The organism is Kribbella sp. NPDC020701, assembly GCF_055562215.1.
Window position 1 is genome coordinate 19,143 of record NZ_JBVHFT010000011.1, and the last position, 20,031, is coordinate 39,173.

A 20,031-nucleotide genomic window follows, 5' to 3' on the forward strand; every position below is an offset into this window, starting at 1 on the left:
ATCACCGAGCAGCGTGCGGTGGTTGCGGCTTACCTAGGTGGCATGCGGAGGGCGCCGTCGAGGCGGATGACCTCGCCGTTGAGGAGTTGGTTGTCCAGGATGTGGCGCACCAAGGCGGCGTACTCAGCGGGGCGACCCAGGCGGGACGGGTGCGGGACCTGCTGCTCCAGCACGGCGCGGGTCTCCTCGGGAAGGCCGGCCAGCATCGGGGTCTCCATCGTGCCCGGAGCGATGGTGACCACGCGGATGCCCTTGTCCGCAAGGTCTCGGGCCGCGGTCAGGGTGAGGCCGACGATGCCGCCCTTGCTGGCCGCGTACGCCGCCTGCCCGACCTGACCGTCGTACGCCGCGATCGACGCTGTCATCACCACCACACCGCGGTCCCCGTCGTCGCCGGGCTCGGACGCGATCATCCGCTCGGCGGCCAGCCGGAGCACGTTGAAGGTGCCGATCAGGTTGACCTCGATCACCTGCCGGAACGTTGCCAGCGGCAACGGACCCTTGCGGCCGACGACCCGGCCCGGGGTCGCGATGCCGGCGCACGTGACCACCACCCGCAGCGTCCCGAGGGCCGCGGCCGCATCCAGCGCGGCCGCGACCGCGGTTTCGTCGGTGACGTCGGCCGGGGCGAACACGACCCGGTCGCCCAGCTCGTCCGCGACCGCCTTGCCCGCCGAGGACGGCAGGTCGACGATCACGACCCCCAGTCCGTGGGCGGCGAGCCGGCGTACCGTCGCCTCTCCGAGCCCCGATCCACCACCGGTGACCAGAGCGACGTCGGACGGGCCAAACTTCATGAAACGCTCCTGAGTAGGTCGCGGCTGATGACGAGCCGCTGGATCTGGTTGGTTCCTTCGAAGATCTGGGTCACCTTGGCCTCGCGCATGTACCGCTCGGCCGGGAACTCGCGGGTGTAACCGTACCCACCGAGCACCTGGACCGCGTCCGTGGTGACCTTCATCGCGGCGTCGGTACAGATCAGCTTGGCGATCGCCGCCTGCTGGGTGAACGGCCGGCCGAGGTCACGCCGGCGCGCGGCCTGCAGGTACGTCGACCGGGCCGACTCGACCGCGGCGGCCATGTCGGCGAGCAGGAACTGCACCCCCTGGAAGTCCGCGATCGGCTGCCCGAACTGCTGCCGCCCCTTCGCGTACGACGCGGCGACCTCGAGTGCGGCCTGGGCCAGTCCGGTCGCGCACGCGGCGATCCCGAGCCGGCCGGAATCCAGCGCGGACAGCGCGATCCGCATGCCCTGACCCTCCGCACCGATCAGGTTCGCCGCCGGGATCCGGACGTCGTCGTAGTTGACCAGCGTGGTGGTCGATCCGGTCAGGCCCATCTTCCGCTCGGGCGCGCCGAAGCTGAGCCCCTCGGCCGACGCCGGGACGTGGAAGGCGGAGATGCCGTGCTTCGGGTCGTCCGAGGTACGCGCGAAGGTCGTGTAGAAGTCGGCGTGTGAGCCGTGGCTGATCCACGCCTTGGTCCCGCGCAGGACGTACTCGTCGCCGTCGCGGACCGCTCGCGTGGTCATCCCGCTGATGTCGGAACCGGCTTGCGGCTCGGACAGCGCGTACGCACCGAGCAGCTCGCCGCCGATCATGCCGGGCAGCAACCGGGCGCGCTGCTCCTCGGCGCCGAAGGTGGCCAGTCCGTAGCTGGTCATCGTGTGCACCGAGACCCCGACGCCCACCGACATCCAGGCGGCGGCGATCTCCTCGAGCATCTGCAGGTACACCTCGTACGGCTGCTCGGCGCCGCCGTACTGCTCAGGGTAGGGCAGGCCGAGCAGGCCGGCCTTGCCCAGCGTGCGGAACGCGTCCCGCGGGAACGTCTCGCTCTCCTCGGCCCGGGCGGCGTGCGGCGCGAGCTCGTGTTCGCACAGGTCACGCACCAGGGCGAGCAGCTCAATGGATTCTTCGGTCGGCAGGAGACGATCGACAGCCATCAGGTACCCCTCTCAACGGCTGACGAAATGATACTACGGATGATACTGAGGACCATACGCCAGTATCGTTCTATGCTGTCTCGATATGACAACAGTCGTGCCGGGGCGCCGTACCCGCAGGCAGTCCGAGCTGCTCGACCGGCTCTTGGTCCTGTTCCTCGAACAAGGCTTCAGCCGGTTCACCCTGGACGACCTGGCCGCCGAGCTGCGCTGCAGCAAGACGACCCTGTACGCACTCGCGCCGAGCAAGGAACAGCTCGCCGTCGAGGTGGTGAAGCACTACTTCAAGAATGCCACCGCCCAGGTCGAATCGGCCGTCGCCCGGCAGACCCGGCACGACCGGCGGATCGCGGCGTACCTGAACGCGGTCGCGGACGCGCTCCGGCCGGCCAGCCGGACCTTCCTCGACGACGTGGCCACGTTCGCGCCGGCCCGGTCGGTGTACGAGCGGAACACCCGGATCGCGGCCGACCGGGTCCGGACGCTGATCGAGGACGGCATCAACAACAAGATGTTCCGGCAGGTCGACATCGCGTTCGCGGCCGAGATGATCGCGCACACCATGCAGGCGATCCAGCGCGGTGACATCGCCCGCCGGACCGGCCTGAACGACGCCGAGGCCTACCGCGAACTCGCGTCCTTCGTCCTGCACTCACTCCGCCTGGACTGACCTCGGCGGACGCTTAGACTTCCTCAACTAGACATTCAAGTCCTGAAGCTCATCAGAACCGCACGCCCCGGAAGGCTGATGGCCATGAAATCCTCCACATTCCGACGCTCCGCGGCCGTCTTCGCCGCCGCGGCGCTGACGCTGGCCGCCGCCGTACCGGCCAAGGCCGATCCGGTGAAGCCACCGCGGCTGTCCGCGCAGGCGATCACCTCCGCCCTGAACGAACAGGTGAACACCCCGGGCACCGCCTGGATGACCAAGCCGGACGGCACGGTCCTGGTGTCCTACGACTCCACCGTCACCGGCAGCAAGCTGACCGCGCTGACCAACGTGACCAAGCGGCTCGGCGAGGGCATCACCGTCGAGAAGCTGCCCGGCAAGCTGACCAAGTACATCAGCGGCGGCATGGCGACGTACGGCGGTGACGTCAGGTGCACAGTGGGCTTCAACGTCCAGCGGCGCGGGAAGTACTACTTCCTCACCGCCGGACACTGTGGCGTCGAGGCCACCCAGTGGTACCAGGACGCCCAGCACACCGTCTTCACCGGCACGGTGCATCAACCCAGCTACCCCTGGAACGACTACTCGCTGGTCGTCTACCGCACCGGTATCAAGCCGCCGGGCGGCAGCGTGTACCTCTACAACGGGCACTCGCAGGACATCACCACGGCGATGAACCCGGGCGTCGGGCAGTACGTGTACCGCAGCGGCTCCACCAGCGGCCTGCACAGCGGCCGGGTCACCGGGCTGAACGCGACGGTGAACTACGGCGACGGCCGGGTGGCCGGCCTGATCCGTACCAGCGTGTGCGCGGAGCCGGGCGACTCGGGCGGGCCGCTGTTCTACCGGCAATGGGCCTTCGGACTGACCTCGGGCGGCTCCGGCGACTGCAAGTCGGGCGGCGTCACCTACTTCCAGCCGGTCGTCGAGGCCCTCAAGGCGTACGGGGTCTCCGTCTACTGAGTGCAGGTTTCCCCTACTCTCCGAGTTTGCCTGAATACTCAGGGAGAGAGTGGGTAAGGGTGGTCACGGTTGAAGTCAAGGACGCACCCGCCCCGAGCGCGTCCTCATCGTGAGGAGGCTGAAACCGTGACATTTTCGCCTATTCGCCGTACCGCTGCGATCCTGGCCGCCGCCGGGCTCGCTGCCGCCGGACTGCTGGCCACCCAGGCCTCGGCCGCGCCGATCACCCCGTCGACGCTGTCGGCATCCGCCATCACCGCGACCTTGAACAAGGACGCGGCCATCCCCGGCACCGCCTGGCAGACGAACCCGGACGGCCGGATCATCGTGTCGTATGACGACACGGTCACCGGCTCGAAGTTGTCGGCGCTGTCCGGTGTGACCAAGCAGTTCGGTAGCCGGGTCACGCTGGAGAAGATCTCCGGCAAGCTGACCAAGTACATCGCCGGCGGAGACGCCATCTACGGCGGGCAGTACCGCTGCTCGCTCGGCTTCAACGTCCGCAGTGGCAGCACGTACTACTTCCTGACCGCGGGTCACTGCGGCAACATCGCGTCCAGCTGGTACTCGAACTCGAGCAAGACCACGCTGCTCGGGACGACCTACGGGTCGAGCTTCCCGGGGAACGACTACGCGATCGTGAAGTACAGCACGTCGTACACGAACCACCCCGGCACGGTGGATCTGTACAACGGTTCCTCGCAGGACATCACGTCCGCCGGCAACGCCAGCGTCGGCCAGGCGGTCAAGCGCAGCGGTAGCACCACCGGTGTGCACAGCGGCAGCGTCACCGGCGTCAACGCGACGGTGAACTACGCCGAGGGCCAGGTCTCCGGCCTGATCCGCACCAACGTCTGCGCCGAGGGTGGCGACTCCGGCGGTGCCCTGTTCGCAGGCAGTGTGGCCCTCGGCCTCACCTCCGGCGGCTCCGGCAACTGCTCTTCCGGTGGCACCACCTACTTCCAGCCCGTCACCGAAGCCCTTTCCCGCTACGGCGTCAGCGTCTACTGACACCCAACACACAACGGCGCCCCGGACCACCTGGTCCGGGGCGCCGTCCTCGTTGTGCTCAGCCCGCGCGGCGGCGGGAGATTTCGTAGAGGGCTACGCCGGTGGCGATGCCCGCGTTGAGGGACTCGGTGGCGCTGGTCATCGGGATCGAGACGATCAGGTCGCAGTTCTCGCGGACCAAGCGGGCCAGACCCTTGCCTTCTGAGCCGACGACGAGGACGACCGGCTCCGTGGCGGCTTCCAGGTCGGGGAGGTCCACCTCGCCGTCCATGTCCAGACCGATGACGAGCAGGCCGGCGTCCTTGTAGGACTTGAGCGCGCGGTTGAGGTTGGTCGCCCGCGCGACCGGAATCCGGGCCGCCGCGCCGGCCGACGTCTTCCACGCCGACGCCGACATGGACGCCGCGCGACGCTCCGGCACGAGTACGCCGTGCGCACCGAACGCCGCCGCGGACCGCGTGATCGCCCCCAGGTTGCGAGGATCGGTCACGCCGTCGAGCGCCACGATCAGCGGCACCTGTCCCGCGTCGTATGCCCGGGACAGCAGGTCGTCGGGATGCGCGTACTCGTACGGCGGGATCTGCACCGCGACACCCTGGTGGGCGCCACCGGCGGTGACCCGGTCGAGCTCGGTCCGCGGCACCTCGAGCACCGAGATGCCGTGCTCGACCGCGAGCAGCGTGGCCTCCCGCAGCCTGGCGTCCCGTTCGGTGCCCTCGGCAACATGCAGCGCGGCCACCGGGACCCCGGCCCGCAGGGCCTCGACCACCGGGTTGCGCCCGTACACCCACTCGGTACCCGAGTCGGCGGACTTGCGCGCCGGGCGGTTGCGCTCGCGCTCCTTGGCCCGCTCCTGAGCCTTCGCCCGCTTGTGCGCGGGGTGCTTGGTCCGGTCCACCGCCTTCGGCGTCGGGCCCTTGCCCTCCAGACCGCGGCGGACCCGGCCACCGGATCCGGCGGTCGGGTTCCCCCGCGGCTTCTTGCGGATGGCACCCTTGCGCTGGCTACTTCCCGGCACGTCAGCTTCCTTCGTCGGTGGTTGTCGGTGCAGAATCCCGGGCCGCGATCGACCAGCGCGGCCCCTGGGGGGTGTCCTCGACGACGACGCCGAGCGCCTTCAGCCGGTCGCGGATCGCGTCCGACGCGGCGTAGTCCTTGCGTTCCCGGGCGGCCTGCCGCTGCTCGAGCAGCGCCTTCACCAGCCCGTCGACGACCTCGGTGAGCTCGTCACCGGCCGCTGAGCGCGATGCCCACGGCTCTGCCAGCGGGTCCAGACCGAGCACGCCGAGCATCCCGCGCACGGAGGCCAGTGCCTCCCGCAGCGCGGCCGAATCGCCGTCGGCGACCAGCTTGTTCCCGTCCCGCACAGTGTTGTGCAGTACGGCGACCGCCGCCGGTGTCCCGAGGTCGTCGTCCATCGCGGCCACGAAGTCCGCCGGCAACTCCACCGACGGCTCGACTCCGCCCGTCACCTCGTGGGCCCGGGCCACGAAGCCCTCGATCCGCTGGAAGCTCGTCGAGGCCTCATCCAGCGCACCGAACGAGAACTCCACCACGGACCGGTAGTGCGACTGGACCAGGTAGTACCGCAGCTCGATCGGCCGCACCCGCTGGACCACGTTGCGCACGATCGCGCCGTTGCCCATGGACTTGGACATCTTCTCGCCGGCCGCGGTGACCAGCGCGCTGTGCATCCAGAACCGGGCGAACTTCTGCCCGACCGCGGTCGACTGGGCCAACTCGTTCTCGTGGTGCGGGAAGCGCAGGTCCAGCCCGCCGCCGTGGATGTCGAACTCGTCACCCAGGTACTTGCCCGCCATAGCTGAGCACTCAAGGTGCCAGCCCGGGCGACCGCGGCCCCAAGGCGTCGGCCAGGAGGCCGTCCGCGGCGTGTCCTCGGTGTAGCCCTTCCACAGCGCGAAGTCACGCGGGTCCCGCTTGCCGCGTGGGTCCGCGTCCTCGGCGGCCTCCATGTCCTCGATCTTCTGGTGCGACAGAGCGCCGTACGCCGGCCAGGACTTGACGTCGAAGTAGACGTCGCCGGAACCGTCCGGAGCGACGTACGCGTGCCCGCGCTCGATCAGCTCGCCGATCATCTCCAGCATCTCGGGGATGTGGCCGGTGGCGCGCGGCTCGTACGTCGGCGGGCGGCAGCCGAGCACGTCGTACGCCCAGTGCAGCTCGCGCTCGAACTCGTAGGCGTGCGCCCACCACGGGACGTCCCGGTCGGCCGACTTGGCCAGGATCTTGTCGTCGATGTCGGTCACGTTCGCGATCACGGTGACCCGGTAGCCCGAGCGCTCGAACCAGCGCCGCAGGACGTCGAAGACGACCTCCTTGTAGATGTGCCCGACATGCGGGGCACCCTGCACCGTCAGCCCACAGTGGTAGATCCCGACCTGGCCCGGGTGGACCGGCACGAAATCCCTCACTGCTGCTGTCGCGGTGTCGTACAAGCGAAGTGTCACCGGTCAAGGGTAACGGGAACTGACACCCCCTCTTGACAAAATATCCGCAGCGACGCTCACCAGGAGGACTTCCTTGTCGAACCAAGGGCCGTACGGACCGCCAGCAGGGCAGTACCAGGGGCCGCCACCCCCGCAGTACAGGCCCCCGCAGTACGGTCCCCCACCGGGCGGTCCGCAGTACTGGGCCCCGCCGCAAGGTCCACCTCAAGGCCCGGGTTTCGGCTGGGGATCGAACGGGTTCCCGCCGCCGCCCAAGAAGAAGGGCAAAGCCGCCTGGGTGATCGTGCCGATCGTGGTGATCGGCCTCGCCGTCGTCGGGTTCGGGGTGCTCAGCTCGATCCTGAAGCACAACGGCGACGACGACTACACGCAACCGGAGCCGACGTACTCAGCGACCGAGGAGCCGACGTCCAGTCCCACCACCGAGGAACCGACCGCGCCCGCCACCACCCGGACGACCCAGCCGCAGCCGACGAAGACCACGCCGCCGCCTCCGTCGGACACCGTCATCGTCGCGAAGAACCGGTTCTACAAGACCGGCGTACAGAAGACGGTGAACTGCCGGGAGTCGGGCGCCCGTGCCAACAGCGCCACGAACGCGCGCAAGTACTACAACTCGGTCCTGGCCTGCCTGGTCCGCGCCTGGCCGAAGCAGGTCACGCTGGCCGGTGCGCGGTTCGTCCCACCGCACCTGGTCGCTTTCTCCGGGACGGCCACGTCCCCGTGTGGCGGCAACTCGCCGAGCTCCTTCTACTGCTCGACGAACCGGACCATCTATATGGACACGAACAGTGACCTGCGTTGGTACCAGATGTACCTGAGCTACAACAACCGGACGCAGGCGATGGCCTGGTTGCGGGCCGAGATGACGGACACGGTCGCCCACGAGTTCGGGCACCACATCCAGAACATGACCGGCATCCTCGAGGCGACGTACAACCTGCGGTACGAGTTCAGCGGTGACAAGTCGCTGGAGATGAGCCGCCGGCTGGAGATCCAGGCGACCTGTTTCGGCAACGTGTTCATGGGTGCGAACAAGAGCAGCTACGGGATGACCGGGCTGCTGAAGTCGCAGCTGGACTACCTGCACTCCCACCAGGGCGACGAGTACATGACGCAGCGGGACCACGGCAGCCGGGCGATCATCCCGCGCTGGGCGAACGCCGGTTTCGTCACCCGGAACCCGGGCTCCTGCAACACCTACACGGCGTCCCCGAAATTCGTACGGTAAATACTCACCATTCGACTCAGATTGAGTGGTTGATTCTTACCAAAGCCGGGTAAAACCTCCGCCGAGCGCTCTGTCCGCCCCTCATCGCTCCGTGGAGGTCCACCGTGAAGTCCGCCCTTTTCACGGGTGCCGCCGTCACTCTTGGCCTGCTTCTGGCCTCGATCGGCTCCGCCCAAGCCAGTTCCGCCGATTCACCCGCATCACATCAGCCCACACCCCAGGCCCGTCAGCACGGCATCGACAAGGCCGGCGACGCCTACATGGGGTGGCTGACGAACACCACGACGGCAGCCGCCGCGCCGGCCGTCATGGCACCCACCGCGTCCGTCGAAGGCATCGACGTCTCCAGTCACCAAGGCAACGTCAACTGGGCCGCGCAGTGGAGTGCCGGCAAGCGGTTCGCCTACACGAAGGCGAGCGAAGGCAACTACTACACGAACCCGTACTTCGCCCAGCAGTACAACGGTTCGTACAACGTCGGGATGATCCGCGGCGCGTACCACTTCGCCACGCCGAACGACTCCAGCGGCGCCAACCAGGCGAACTACTTCGTCGACCACGGCGGAGGCTGGTCCCGCGACGGCAAGACCCTGCCGGGTTCGCTCGACATCGAGTACAACCCGTACGGCGCGACCTGCTACGGACTCAGCCAGGCCGCGATGGTCAACTGGATCCGCGACTTCCTCAACACCTACAAGGCCCGCACCACCAGGGACGCGGTGATCTACACCAACCTCGACTGGTGGAGCCGGTGCACCGGTAACAGCACCGCGTTCAACGCCACCAACCCGCTCTGGGTGGCCCGCTACGCCTCGGCGCCGGGGACCCTGCCGGGCGGCTGGCCCTTCTACACGATCTGGCAGTACAGCTCGAGCCCGATCGACCAGGATCGGTTCAACGGCGACCAGTCCCGATTGGTTGCCCTCGCCAACGGGTGAGGCTGCGGTTTATTGGGTTGCGGCGGTCTCGTAGTCTCGATCGGTGAGCTTTTCGCTGCCGATCGAGACCGACCGCCTGACCCTTCGCCGCTACCTCGACTCCGACTACGACGACCTGCTCGAGCTGCAATCCAGTGTGGATGTCACCAGGTTCTTGCTGTACGACCCGAAGACGCCCGAGCAGGTGCGGGAATCCCTCGCCGGCCGGCTGGCCGACGTACCGATGGACACCGACGGTCAGGCGCTCACCGTCGCCGCGATCCAGCGGGAGACCGGCCGGCACGTCGGCGAGGTCACCCTGTTCATGAACAGTGTCGAGCACCGGACCGGGGAGGTCGGGTTCGTGTTCCATCCGGAGTTCCACGGCCGCGGGTTCGCCGCGGAGGCCTCGGTCGAGCTGCTCCGGCTCGGATTCGAACAGCTCGGCATGCACCGGATCATCGGCCGGCTGGACGGCCGCAACACCAGCTCCGCGAACCTGCTCAAGCGCCTCGGCCTGCGCCAGGAGGCGCACTTCGTGAAGAACGAGTTCCTCAAGGGCGAGTGGACCGACGAGTTGGTCTTCGCCATGCTCGCCGACGAGTGGAAGCTGCGTCAGTCTTAGATGGGCTCGTAACTATTTGACCCTCTAGACCACAAGCGCGGCACGCGTTCACCGCGACAGCCGCGGTCGGCGGGTCTACCGTCGATTTCATGACCACCGCCCGTTCCGTCACCGCCCTGATTCTCGGTGTGGTCGTGCTGAGCGCCGGCTCCCTGCCGACCGAGGCCGTCAAAGCAGCCCCACCGCGTCAGATCGCCTACCGCACGTGGACGTCGACCAGCGACTTCCTCACCGGTGCCCTGTCCGGCACCACCGTCACCGACGGCGCCCTCACGTTCGGTACGTCGACCGGCACCACGTCGTACGTCGATCCGTTCGGGGACGGCACCGCCAAGAGCTACGAGCAGACCAGCTGGGTCTCGCCGCACGTCAGCACCGGGTTCGGGCTGACCGAGCTCGTCGCCTCCTGGAACGCGACCACGCCGCCCGGCACCTGGGTCGAGGTCTCCATGGCCGGTACGACGAATGCCGGCACCGCCACCAAGTGGTACGTGCTCGGCCGCTGGTCCGGCGGTGACGACACCGCTGCCGGCGACATCCACCGCACGTCGGTCCCGAGCCAGGGCGACGCGAACGGATCCGTTGCCGTCGACACCTTCGTGGCCGCGAGCGGAGCCTGGCTGGATCGCTGGCAGCTCAAGGTCACCTTGTACCGGTTGAGTGGTACGACGCAGTCGCCGGCGGTCCGGTCCGTCGGTGCGATGGCGTCCCGGCTGCCCGATGACAAGAAAGTTGCCGCAAGCCCCCTTGGCGGTGCGGAGGGTGTCGTCCTGGACGTACCGACGTACTCGCAGGAGACGCATCTCGGCCACTATCCACAGTGGGACGGCGGTGGCGAGGCGTGGTGCTCGGCAACCTCGACCGCGATGGTGCTCGACTACTACGGCGCCGGCCCGACCCCTGCCGAGACCGCGTGGGTCGATCCGTCCGACGCCGACCCGCAGGTCGACCACTCGGCCCGATCGGTCTTCGACTACTCCTACGACGGCGCCGGGAACTGGCCGTTCAACACGGCGTACGCCGGCTCCCGCGGAGTGGACGGGTTCATCACCCGGCTGCGATCACTGACCGAGGCGGAGCAGTTCATCAAGGCGGGGATCCCGCTCGTGGCGTCGCTGTCGTTCAAGAAGGGCGACCTGCCCGGCGCCGGCTACGGGACCAACGGGCACCTGATGGTGATCGTCGGCTTCGACCAGGCCGGGAACGTCGTCGTGAACGATCCGGCGTCACACCTGATCCCGAGCAACGGCCAGGTGCGGACGACGTACGACCGGGCCGCCTTCGAGAACGCGTGGGTGCCACATTCCGGTGGACTCGTGTACGTCATCCACCCGGAAGGCATGCCGTTGCCTGCGCCTTCGGATCCGCAGCACAACTGGTAAGCAGCCTCAGCGGGCGAAGAGTGCACCCGTGAGGTTGGTGGTGAGGTTGCGGAGCGAGTCCGGCAGGTACTGCAGGTGCCAGCCACGCGGTCCGCGGTACCACGTGAAGCCCTCGTCCTCCTGGTCCGGCGTGGAGTCGGTCGCGACCAGTGCGTCGATCCAGCGCTCCGATCCGCCCAGCACAACGGCGTACGGGAGAGCGCGTGAGCAGAGCTCGGCGTGCTGGTCGATCGGCAGCTCGCTGACGTCCATCTCGAGCAGCTCACCGCGGATCGCGGCGACCTGACCGAGGACGCGGCCGGCGGCCGGAGCCTTGGCCGGCATGTAGCGCCCGACCACAATCAGGCCGATGCCGACCAGGGTGACCGCGACTCCGACCAGACCCCAGGTCGACAGCAGCGCGAGGACAACGGTGAGGACAACGCCCAGCACGGTGGCGCCGATGCCGATCGTCGCCCACAGCGAGCGAGTGCGGTCCGGGCGCTCGTTGAACCAGCCGCGCTTGACCACTCCGTCGTACAGGGCGTCCTGGACCTGGGCGAGGTTCGCCCGCACCTGGCGGCCGAGCTCGGAGACCAGCACCGAGTCCGAGTCACCGAAGATCGCGCGGATCAGGACGTTCTCGTACCGGTGCAGCTCCTCCGAGGGCGCGTTCGCGACCCGGCGCAGCTCCCAGTCCGGCCGTGCGTACTCGGTCTGGTGCTCGAGCTCGATGATCGTGAGGTGCCCGCGGACGGCCAGGTCGATGATCGTCGCGGTGACATCGACAGGGTCGATCCGCTCGTCGATCAGCGTGCCGACCTCGCCGGGCCGCAGGTCCGACGGCGGCGTGAAGTCGATCCGGGTGTCGGTGCCGAGACTGAACAGCGACGCCGGTACGACGCGCCGCGGGTCGACCCGGTCCCGGCCGCGGACCCGGTAGAGCACGAGCAGCGCGATCACACCGAGCAGCAGGATCGCCAGCGCGGTGAGCAGCTGGGCGGTGTCGGCGGAGAACGCGCGCTTGAACGTCTTGCGGTACTCGACGATCGAGTTCGCGGCGATCTCGCCCTCGGGGAAACCGATCGTCATCCGGACCGTGTTGCCCGGCGGCAGCCCCTGCTGCTGGAACGTCGGACCGGACGTCTCACCGATCTGCGCCAGCGTGCACGGGGTGTTGCTGTCGATCGCTCCGGCGAAGCAGGAGACGTGCGAGACCTCAGGGGTGCTGAAGATGATGTTCGCCTGCTGGACGGTCAGGTTGATGCCGGTCAGCGGGGCGAACCGGACCTCGGTGCCGTTCAGCGTCTTCGCGACCGCGCCCTTCACCGTGTAGGTGAAGTTCAGTTCAGTGTTGCCGCTGACGTCCGCGACCGCCACCGAGGTGACGTCGCCGTCGGTCTTCACCTCGGACTGCTTGTCCTGGCCGCCGGACTTGACCTGCAGGTCCGAGATCTCCTGCACGTGGTCCACGTCGTCGGGCTGGTGGTCGCGGGTGACGATGAACCGGGTGAAGGTCCCGGTCACGTTGCTCAGCTTCCAGGTCTCGGAGACCTTGAGCAGGCCGTCGCGCTCGACCCGGATCTGGCTGTCGAAGTTGGTGACCACCGGGTCGGCAGCAGCACCTGCGCCGGCCGCGGCGGCCGGGACAGCAGTCAGGCCGAGCAGGCCGAGGGCACACAGGGACAGCCCGAGGAGTCGTGAACGCATTGCCCAATCACACCGTAAAGAGAGGGTCAGGTTGACACGGGCACGATAGCCCCTGGCGAGTGTCAGGTAACCAGTGGGATCGGCGTCTTCGGTGTGTCAGGCAACCAACGGGGTCCGTCTGGGCCCGGATACTGGTCTACTGCGAACCGACTGGCCGGGGTGGCTAGCCTGGTGGGTCCCTGATCGCGCAAAGTATGTCCGGGGACTGCGCAGTTGTCCGGGGGGAAGAATCGACCTGGCGCGGCTTCGGCACCCCGAACAGCGCCGGATGCACCACGTTGACGGCTACACCCAGCAAGGTCGTGAGGAGTATCGATGTCGGACAGGAACCCACCGCCCCCGGGGAGCGAACCGGCTGACGGGGAGCAGCCGGCGGTCCCGCCGCAGCATGGTCCTGGCGAGGGCCGGCAGGGCCAGCCGGCCCAATGGTGGGTCGGGGAGGCCGAGGCCAAGCGCGAGTTCCAGGACCCGGCCACGGGCGAGCGCCCGCCGAACAACTGGTTCGGTGAAGGCTGGGCCAACCGCCGGCCGGAGAACCCCGACCAGCCGTCCACGTGGCAAACCAACCCGGAACAGTCCCGCCCGACCCCACCGCCGCAGGCCCGTCCGCAGCAGCAGTCCGGCCCACCGCAGTCCGGTGCCCAACAGTCCGGTCCACCGCAGTCCGGTCCGCGCCAGCCCGGTCCAGCCCAGCCGCGTCCATCACAGCAGGGCCGGCCGCCGCAGTCCGGTACCTGGCAGTCGCAGTCCAGTGCTTGGCAGTCGGCTCCGTCGCAATCCGGTCCGCCGCCTCAGCAGGGCGGGCCGCGCTCCGAGGACTCGTACCTGTGGGGCTCTCCGAACCAGCCCGGCCCCCAGCAGCCGGCCTCGCCGTGGAGCAACGCCCTTCCGCCACAGCAGCAGCGCGGACCCCGGCATGCGTCGGGCGGCGGTCAGCTCGGTCCGATGGGTCAGCGGGTGCAGCAGGCACCGAACTGGCAGTACCCACCGATCCCGATCCCGCAGCCACCCGGCGGGGGCGGACGGCGCCGGAAGCCGAAGAAGACCTCCCGCGGTCTCCTGATCGGTCTGGTCGTGCTCGCCGTACTGGTTGTCGGCTCCGGCATCACACTGCTCGTCCGGAACACCGGCAACGACGACCCGCAGGCGAAGGACTCCCCATCGGCGCCGACGTCGGAGACCACCTCCGCCACGCCGTCGGAGTCACCGTCGCCGACTGCGACCAAGCCACCTGCCCCGACAGCCGACGACGTCGTCAAGGCCAACAAGCTCTACACCGTCGGGCCGGTCTCGGCCTCGAAGTGCGTGGAGCCGGCGTTCGCGCCGGTCACCGTCACCGCGGCCAGGGCGTACTACACCCGCCTGCTGCCGTGCCTCAACCGAACCTGGCTGCTGGCGATGCAGAAGGCCGGTCTGCCGTTCCGCGCACCGAAGGCGGTCGTGTACATGGGCAAGCTGGCCTCCCCGTGCGGCATCCAGCGCAGCGCACGAGCGGCGTACTGCGCTGCGAACGAGACCATCTACCTGCCGTACGCGGTGGACAACGCGTACTACCGGTCCAACCCGATGTACACCCGCGCGATCATGCTCAACACGTTCGCCCATGAGTACGGCCACCACGTGCAGTACCTGAGCGGCATTCTCGTCTCCTCGGTGACTCGGGCGAAGTCGATGACGCCGAACCAGAAGCTGCAGGAGAGCCGTCGCCGGGAACTGCAGGCGACCTGCCTGGGCGCCGTGTACCTGGGCGCGAACGCGGTGTTCACGCCGATGCGTGACCCGCTGCTGGCCAACTGGAAGTTCCTGATCAGCCATACCGGCGACGACTACGCCCGTCCGCGCGTCCACGACCACGGCAACCGGGTGAGCAACTACCAGTGGTCGATCGCCGGGTTCAACAGCAAGCAGCCCAATTCCTGCAACACCTTCACCGCCGCGGACATCCGCGTGTCCTGACTCTCGTCAGAAGAGGCGGCGCGCTGTCGTCAGCGTGCCGCCGAACGCGGTGACGAAGTTGCTGAGCGACTCGCCGATGTCGGACAGGTGCCAGTTCTCCGGACCGGAGTACCAGCCGATGCCGGCGTCGGGGTCGGGGTCGTCATCGGTCGCGGCGATCTCCAGTGCCCATTTCTCGGTCAGCCCGAGGACAGCGGCGTACGGAAGGCAGCGGGACGCGAACTCGAGACGGTGGCTCTGCGGCAGGTTCGCCGACGTCTCGTCCACCAGGTACCGCTGCAGGCCGGCCACTCGGCCCAGTACGGCGGCTCCGCGCGCGGTGCGTGCCGGTGCGACCTGTCCGACCAGTGCGAGCACCAGACCGGCCGCCATCACCGCGAAACCGACCAGGCCGTACTTGCTGACGATCGCGAGCACGATGGTCAGTACAACGCCCGCCCCGAGCAGCACCACGCCCGCAGTGGTCCAGCGGTTCCGGACGGCGTCCGGACGGGTCGCAAACCAGCCTTGCGTGACCACATCGGCGTACAGTTGCTCGCGGACCAGGTTGAGCCGCGGCCGCAGCGACGGGCCGAGGTTGGACACGACCACCGCCTCGCCGTCGGCGAAGACCGCATCCAGCAGAGCCTTCTCGTACGGCAGCAGCTCGGGGCCACCCTGGTGCAGCCGGCGCAGCTCCCAGTCCAACCTGCCGAAGTGCGACTCCCGCGGCAGCTCGACGATGGTCAGGTAGTTGCGCACGGCAAGGTCCAGCAGCGTTGCAGTGATGTCGACCACGTCGGCCGTCTCGTCCACCACCGTGCCGACCTGGCCTGGCCGGATCCCATCCGGTGCGGCGAACTGCGGTCCGTCGGCACCGTCGAGCACCGGACGCTCCGGCGCACCGTCGCCCACCTTGGCGGCGTCACGGCCGCGGAAGAACCACAGCGCTACCGCACCGAGCAGTCCGATGCCGAACACGATCACTGCCAGGCCGATCGTGCTGGAGTCCGCGGTGAACGCACGGCCAAGCGTCCAGCGGGTCTGGAACTGCGCATTCGGCTGAACAGTCGCCTGGTCACTCAGTCCGGTCAGGACGGTCACCCGACCACCAGCCGGTACGCCGTTCTGCTCGATCTGCAACGCGGCGGACTCGGCCAGCTGCGACGACGTACACGGCATGCTCGAGCCGATCCTGCCGGCGAAACACGTGACCCAGGTGGCGAACGGGACGTTGACAGTCAGTTCGGCTTTCGGGATCGACGTACCGAAGCCCTGCACGACCGGCCAGCTCACCTCGAGACCCTCGGTGGAGTCGGCCACCACGTTGTCGACCGTGTAGCTGTAGACGATCTTCGACTGGCCCGACACATTCACAGTGAGCTTGCGGCCGTCGTCGGTGCTCTCGTTCTTCAATCCCTGTGCCGGTTGGCCGTTCACTGTGGCCGACACGTCGCTCAGACCATACGTGCGGTCCCGCTCGGCGTCGGCCCGAACCCGGGTGGCCAGCGTCCGGCTGAACGTCGTACCGCCGGCGGTCAGGTCGACCGTCTCCTTGACCTGCAGCCGGCCGTCCTTGGTGAGGGTCGCCTGGGCGGAGTACGCCGTGACCTGGTCGTCGGCGGCCTGGGCCGGCAACGTGCTCAAGGCAACAATCGGGGCGGACAAGGACATCAGCAGGGCGGCCGGCAGGAGGCGGCGCTTCAGTGACATGGGTCGAGAGTAGTCTCGTGCCGGTTCGTGCAGCGAACCCATGGAACCCAGCGGCAGGAGGCCGTACCTGTGAGCAGCCCGTACGGCTACGGCGGTCATCCGCCCGGCCCGCCTCCGGGTGTACTGCCACCGCCGCAGTCCGCGCCATGGCCACCTTCTGGGCAATATGGTCCGCCCCAGCGAGCGCCGTACCCGCAGCAGCAGTACCCAGGCCAGTGGGGCCAGCAGCCGTACTACGGCGGTCCGGGCCAGTTCAACGGGTTCCAGCCACCGAAGCGCCGGGGCAGTGCGGTCCGGGTCATCGTGTTGGCGTTCGTACTACTGATCTTCCTCGCAGTGTCCGTGGCCGTGCTCGGCTCGCTGCTGGGCACGAGCGACGACAACACCGCCCGGCCCGGGGTCACCGGTCCGTCGATCGTGCCGACACCCACCAGCAACCCGCAGAAGGGTACGGCGGAGGACTATCTGCTCAACGCCGACATCTACCGCACCGGTCCGCTGCCGGAGCAGAACTGCACGGCCGCGAACCTGGGCACCGGCAGCCTGGCGGCTCAAAAGGTCTACTACCAGAAGCTTTTCACCTGCCTGAACGACGCATGGCGGCCGATCTTCAAGGAACTCGGCCAGGACAAGCCGGACCCGGGTCTGGTCGTGTTCGACAAGCCGGTGACAACGCCGTGCGGCAGATTCGAGCCGCTGTCCGGCCGCGTACTCGCGTTTTATTGCTATGGCAACCAGGTGATGTACACCGACGTCAAGCAGATGAACCGCGCCTTCGGACCGCAGCATGACCTGGCGTACCTGATGACAATCGCGCACGAGTACGGCCACCACGTCCAAGGCGTCACTGGTCTCTTCTACGCCCGTGCGGTCTACCTGCAGGACCATCCGGATCAGCAACTGGAGAGCTCGCGCCGCAACGAACTGCAGGCCTCATGCTTCGGCGGCGTGTTCAGCAAGGCAGTCGAGAAGTCCTATCCGCTGACGAACCGGCTGGACGAGTTCAAAGAGCAGTCCAGCAACAGCTTCGGCGAATCGGCAGACACCCCCGAGGACGAGCGTACGCACGGCCTGGCAACCAGCCAGGGCTTCTGGATCCAGAACGGCTTCAACATCGGCGCCAACAAAGCCTGCAACACCTTCGCAGTATCAGCAGACCTAGTGAAGTAGCGGCTGACCGAACCAGGTAGTCAGAGCTTCTTGAAGCGTTGGCCCGTCGGTGCTTGCAGTCCAGACGATGCAAGCATCCGGACGGATCAGCAGTGCGTCAGCGGGCCGGTCTTCGGTCTTGGCAGTGTGGATGTCGACGCGGCCCTGCCACGGTTGAGCGATCTCCCGAAGATCCGCGCGATCCGCAAGGTCAAGGAAGACGGGCCGTGCGGTGCTCATGAGCTCCGCGACACTGGTGGTCCCCTGCTCGGTCAGCAACGTGAGATCGGGTACGAACGTGCCGAGCAAAGGATCCGCGCCCGCCACCGGGTACCTGATGTCGGTGCCCGCGATCATGGCTCCGATCCGACGCGCCGGCTGCTCGTCCGTGAGCAGCTCCTCGAAGACCTCCCGCAGCGCATCGGCGGCCGGGTCGAGCCCGCGCCTCAGCGCCACCTGCGCCTGGGTATGCCGGAGTGTGCGTGCGCCAGCCAGATGGCGCTCGGCGTGATAGGTGTCCAGCAGACCTGCCGGCGCCCAGCCGTTGACCGCCGCTGCCAGTTTCCACGCCAGGTTGACGGCGTCGAGCGTACCGGCGTTGATCGCAACGCCCGTGGCGGGGAACAGATGGGCCGCATCGCCGGCCAGGAAGATCCGCCCCTTGCCGTACTGCTCAGCCTGCCGGGCGTGAAAGGTGAAGCGCGACAGCCGACGCGGCTCTCCCAAAGGCAGATCCACCCCGAGCACGCGACGGATGCTGCCCTGGAACTCCTCCAGAGTCATCGGTACGTCGTCGTCGTAGTCGGTCAGATCGTCCTCGGTGGTGAAGACCGACAACTCCCCCTTGGCCATCGCCCCGAACGCGAACACACCTCGTTCCGTCCGGGTGAACCCCGCCGGAATCCGGCCCAGCCCAGCAACCTCCAGGTCCCCGTTGTCGAGCACAGTCACCTCATCCGGCAAGGTGACCATCCCAAGCCGGTTGACCTCCGGATAGGACGTACCGGCAAACGCGATCCCGGCCAGGTCACGGATCCGGCTGCGCGGACCGTCGCAACCCACGACGTAATGGGCGGTCACCCGGTACGGCCCGTCCGGACCGCGCACATCCGCGGTCACCGTGGCGTCGTCCTGCTCCACCGCGATCACTTCATGACCCCGTCGTACGTCGGCCCCGAGCTCGCGGGCACGCTCGTCGAGCAACCGCTCGAGCTGCGCTTGTGCGAGCGGCAGCGCGTGTAGTGGCGGATCCGGCAGGCGGCTGAGGTCCACATGCACACCGCCGAACGGGAAGCGGGGAGCCGGGATCGGGCCGCTGCAGGCCGCGGTGACCTTCTCCAGCTGGCCCCGATAGTGCAGCAGGTCCAGGATCTGCCCACCGAGACCACTGGCCTTCGGAGTCTCCCGGAACTCCGGCCGGCGCTCCAGGACCACCGCTCGTACGCCGCCCAGCCGCAGCTCACCGGCAAGCATCAGCCCGGTCGGCCCAGCGCCCACGATGATCACGTCGGCATCCATCACTCGCACGTCACAATCCCCGAAGTCGTCGTGTTTTCCGGCCACGGCGAGTGATTCTCCGCCATCCCCCGGGCCTTGCGGCAAGTCCCCCAGTACGCTATAAATTAGGCACGGCAGGGAGTTCCACTCCTCGCCGTTTTTTGTTGCCCATCGCAAACGTCCGATAACCGTTGGCTCGTCGGCGTACGCGGTGAAACGCTGGACCATGCACTACTGCCAGCTCTGCGACCCGCCCGTGACGCTGCTACCCGACGGTGACCGCGCGGTCTGTCCAGCCGGCCACTACAGCGAGCCGGCCAGACGACTGCCGCTGTACGTCGTGACCGGCGCATCGGGCGCCGGCAAGACGTCGATCTTCCCGTTCCTGGCTGCGGAACTGCCGGAGTACGCCGTCTTCGACGTCGACTGGCTCATCGACCCCATCGGCGTAGTCTGCGCCCCCGAACCGATCAACTGGGTCGCCTTCCGCGACGCCTGGCTGAGCGTCGCCCACGGAGTCGCGCAGGGCGGACGCGCGACGGTACTCCTGTCCACGTTCATGCCTGAGCAACTTGAAGACCTCCCCGCTCGGCGCTGGATCACTGACGTCCACTTCGCCCTCCTGGACTGCACCGATGCCGCCCGCGTGAGGCGTCTCAAGAGCAGACCTTCCTGGCGAGACCAGAACACCGACCGGCAGCTCTCCTTCGCCGCGTACCTCCGCACGCAGATCCCCACTGTCCTACAAACCGACGACGCCACCCCAGCGACCACCGCGTCAGCCATCGCCGAGTGGGTTCGACGCTGATGCCTATCAGGTTTGAGGAGCCGCGGCG

The 20,031-nt window shown here is 68.1% G+C and carries 17 protein-coding genes; 10 read left to right on the forward strand and 7 right to left on the reverse strand.

Annotated elements, in window-relative coordinates; genetic code table 11:
• Positions 1–29: 29 nt before the first annotated feature.
• Together ACZ3HV_RS25515 and ACZ3HV_RS25520 are read right to left on the reverse strand one after the other, a co-directional pair.
• Positions 30–797, reverse strand: coding sequence for an SDR family NAD(P)-dependent oxidoreductase (locus ACZ3HV_RS25515; RefSeq protein ID WP_465687483.1), 768 nt, complete (start codon positions 795–797; stop codon positions 30–32).
• Complete coding sequence (locus ACZ3HV_RS25520) at positions 794–1,945, reverse strand: acyl-CoA dehydrogenase family protein (RefSeq protein ID WP_465687484.1); 1,152 nt, start codon at positions 1,943–1,945, stop codon at positions 794–796. Before ACZ3HV_RS25520 ends, ACZ3HV_RS25515 begins: the two co-directional genes overlap by 4 nt.
• Before the next feature lie 85 nt (positions 1,946–2,030).
• On the opposite strand from ACZ3HV_RS25520, the gene ACZ3HV_RS25525 reads away from it, so the two are divergent.
• The 3 genes from ACZ3HV_RS25525 to ACZ3HV_RS25535 all read left to right on the forward strand — a co-directional run bounded on the left by ACZ3HV_RS25525 (position 2,031) and on the right by ACZ3HV_RS25535 (position 4,589).
• Complete coding sequence (locus tag ACZ3HV_RS25525) at positions 2,031–2,615, forward strand: TetR/AcrR family transcriptional regulator (protein ID WP_360368027.1); 585 nt, start codon at positions 2,031–2,033, stop codon at positions 2,613–2,615.
• A gap of 84 nt (positions 2,616–2,699) precedes the next feature.
• Positions 2,700–3,578, forward strand: a complete 879-nt coding sequence (locus ACZ3HV_RS25530) for a S1 family peptidase (protein WP_465687485.1) — start codon at positions 2,700–2,702, stop codon at positions 3,576–3,578.
• A 126-nt stretch (positions 3,579–3,704) separates the two neighbouring features.
• Positions 3,705–4,589: a S1 family peptidase gene (locus ACZ3HV_RS25535; protein WP_360368021.1), complete on the forward strand. Its 885-nt coding sequence runs from the start codon at positions 3,705–3,707 to the stop codon at positions 4,587–4,589.
• A 58-nt stretch (positions 4,590–4,647) separates the two neighbouring features.
• Here the strand turns inward: ACZ3HV_RS25535 and rlmB are convergent, their stop codons facing one another.
• Positions 4,648–5,607 carry a 23S rRNA (guanosine(2251)-2'-O)-methyltransferase RlmB gene (gene rlmB / locus ACZ3HV_RS25540; RefSeq protein WP_465687486.1) on the reverse strand — a complete coding sequence of 320 codons (960 nt, stop codon included), beginning with the start codon at positions 5,605–5,607 and terminating at the stop codon, positions 4,648–4,650.
• A 1-nt stretch (position 5,608) separates the two neighbouring features.
• Positions 5,609–7,057, reverse strand: a complete 1,449-nt coding sequence (gene cysS, locus ACZ3HV_RS25545) for a cysteine--tRNA ligase (protein ID WP_465687487.1) — start codon at positions 7,055–7,057, stop codon at positions 5,609–5,611.
• Positions 7,058–7,130: 73 nt separating this feature from the next.
• Here cysS and ACZ3HV_RS25550 point away from each other — a divergent pair, with 73 nt between their 5' ends.
• From ACZ3HV_RS25550 to ACZ3HV_RS25565, 4 genes are all read left to right on the forward strand, one after another.
• Complete coding sequence (locus tag ACZ3HV_RS25550; RefSeq protein ID WP_465687488.1) at positions 7,131–8,288, forward strand: neutral zinc metallopeptidase; 1,158 nt, start codon at positions 7,131–7,133, stop codon at positions 8,286–8,288.
• Positions 8,289–8,392: 104 nt separating this feature from the next.
• Positions 8,393–9,226 carry a lysozyme gene (locus tag ACZ3HV_RS25555; RefSeq protein ID WP_465687489.1) on the forward strand — a complete coding sequence of 278 codons (834 nt, stop codon included), beginning with the start codon at positions 8,393–8,395 and terminating at the stop codon, positions 9,224–9,226.
• A gap of 43 nt (positions 9,227–9,269) precedes the next feature.
• Positions 9,270–9,830, forward strand: coding sequence for a GNAT family N-acetyltransferase (locus ACZ3HV_RS25560; RefSeq protein WP_465687490.1), 561 nt, complete (start codon positions 9,270–9,272; stop codon positions 9,828–9,830).
• Between the two features lie 89 nt (positions 9,831–9,919).
• Entirely contained in the window at positions 9,920–11,212 is a 1,293-nt protein-coding gene (locus ACZ3HV_RS25565) for a peptidase C39 family protein (RefSeq protein ID WP_465687491.1), read from the forward strand.
• Between the two features lie 6 nt (positions 11,213–11,218).
• On the opposite strand, the gene ACZ3HV_RS25570 is transcribed toward ACZ3HV_RS25565, so the two are convergent.
• Positions 11,219–12,901 carry a DUF2207 domain-containing protein gene (locus ACZ3HV_RS25570; protein WP_465687492.1) on the reverse strand — a complete coding sequence of 561 codons (1,683 nt, stop codon included), beginning with the start codon at positions 12,899–12,901 and terminating at the stop codon, positions 11,219–11,221.
• Positions 12,902–13,216: 315 nt separating this feature from the next.
• On the opposite strand from ACZ3HV_RS25570, the gene ACZ3HV_RS25575 reads away from it, so the two are divergent.
• Complete coding sequence (locus ACZ3HV_RS25575; protein ID WP_465687493.1) at positions 13,217–14,857, forward strand: neutral zinc metallopeptidase; 1,641 nt, start codon at positions 13,217–13,219, stop codon at positions 14,855–14,857.
• A 6-nt stretch (positions 14,858–14,863) separates the two neighbouring features.
• On the opposite strand, the gene ACZ3HV_RS25580 is transcribed toward ACZ3HV_RS25575, so the two are convergent.
• Positions 14,864–16,549, reverse strand: coding sequence for a DUF2207 domain-containing protein (locus ACZ3HV_RS25580; protein WP_465687494.1), 1,686 nt, complete (start codon positions 16,547–16,549; stop codon positions 14,864–14,866).
• A gap of 69 nt (positions 16,550–16,618) precedes the next feature.
• Here ACZ3HV_RS25580 and ACZ3HV_RS25585 point away from each other — a divergent pair, with 69 nt between their 5' ends.
• Positions 16,619–17,719 carry a neutral zinc metallopeptidase gene (locus ACZ3HV_RS25585; RefSeq protein WP_465687495.1) on the forward strand — a complete coding sequence of 367 codons (1,101 nt, stop codon included), beginning with the start codon at positions 16,619–16,621 and terminating at the stop codon, positions 17,717–17,719.
• Here the strand turns inward: ACZ3HV_RS25585 and ACZ3HV_RS25590 are convergent.
• Complete coding sequence (locus ACZ3HV_RS25590; protein ID WP_465687849.1) at positions 17,708–19,216, reverse strand: FAD-dependent monooxygenase; 1,509 nt, start codon at positions 19,214–19,216, stop codon at positions 17,708–17,710. The two genes, ACZ3HV_RS25585 and ACZ3HV_RS25590, sit on opposite strands and share 12 nt — an antisense overlap.
• 190 nt (positions 19,217–19,406) lie before the next feature.
• Between ACZ3HV_RS25590 and ACZ3HV_RS25595 the strand changes: the two genes are divergently transcribed.
• On the forward strand, positions 19,407–20,003 hold the full coding sequence (locus ACZ3HV_RS25595; protein ID WP_465687496.1) for a nucleoside/nucleotide kinase family protein: 597 nt from the start codon (positions 19,407–19,409) through the stop codon (positions 20,001–20,003).
• Positions 20,004–20,031 lie beyond the last annotated feature (28 nt).

Excerpts from the sequence above, each read along its gene's own strand:
- ACZ3HV_RS25515 (WP_465687483.1), bottom strand. The coding sequence starts at position 797 with ATGAAGTTTGGCCCGTCCGACGTCGCTCTGGTCACCGGTGGTGGATCG.
- ACZ3HV_RS25520 (WP_465687484.1), bottom strand. The coding sequence starts at position 1,945 with ATGGCTGTCGATCGTCTCCTGCCGACCGAAGAATCCATTGAGCTGCTC.
- ACZ3HV_RS25525 (WP_360368027.1), top strand. The coding sequence starts at position 2,031 with ATGACAACAGTCGTGCCGGGGCGCCGTACCCGCAGGCAGTCCGAGCTG.
- ACZ3HV_RS25530 (WP_465687485.1), top strand. The coding sequence starts at position 2,700 with ATGAAATCCTCCACATTCCGACGCTCCGCGGCCGTCTTCGCCGCCGCG.
- ACZ3HV_RS25565 (WP_465687491.1), top strand. The coding sequence starts at position 9,920 with ATGACCACCGCCCGTTCCGTCACCGCCCTGATTCTCGGTGTGGTCGTG.
- ACZ3HV_RS25570 (WP_465687492.1), bottom strand. The coding sequence starts at position 12,901 with ATGCGTTCACGACTCCTCGGGCTGTCCCTGTGTGCCCTCGGCCTGCTC.
- ACZ3HV_RS25575 (WP_465687493.1), top strand. The coding sequence starts at position 13,217 with ATGTCGGACAGGAACCCACCGCCCCCGGGGAGCGAACCGGCTGACGGG.
- ACZ3HV_RS25580 (WP_465687494.1), bottom strand. The coding sequence starts at position 16,549 with ATGTCACTGAAGCGCCGCCTCCTGCCGGCCGCCCTGCTGATGTCCTTG.
- ACZ3HV_RS25590 (WP_465687849.1), bottom strand. The coding sequence starts at position 19,216 with ATGGATGCCGACGTGATCATCGTGGGCGCTGGGCCGACCGGGCTGATG.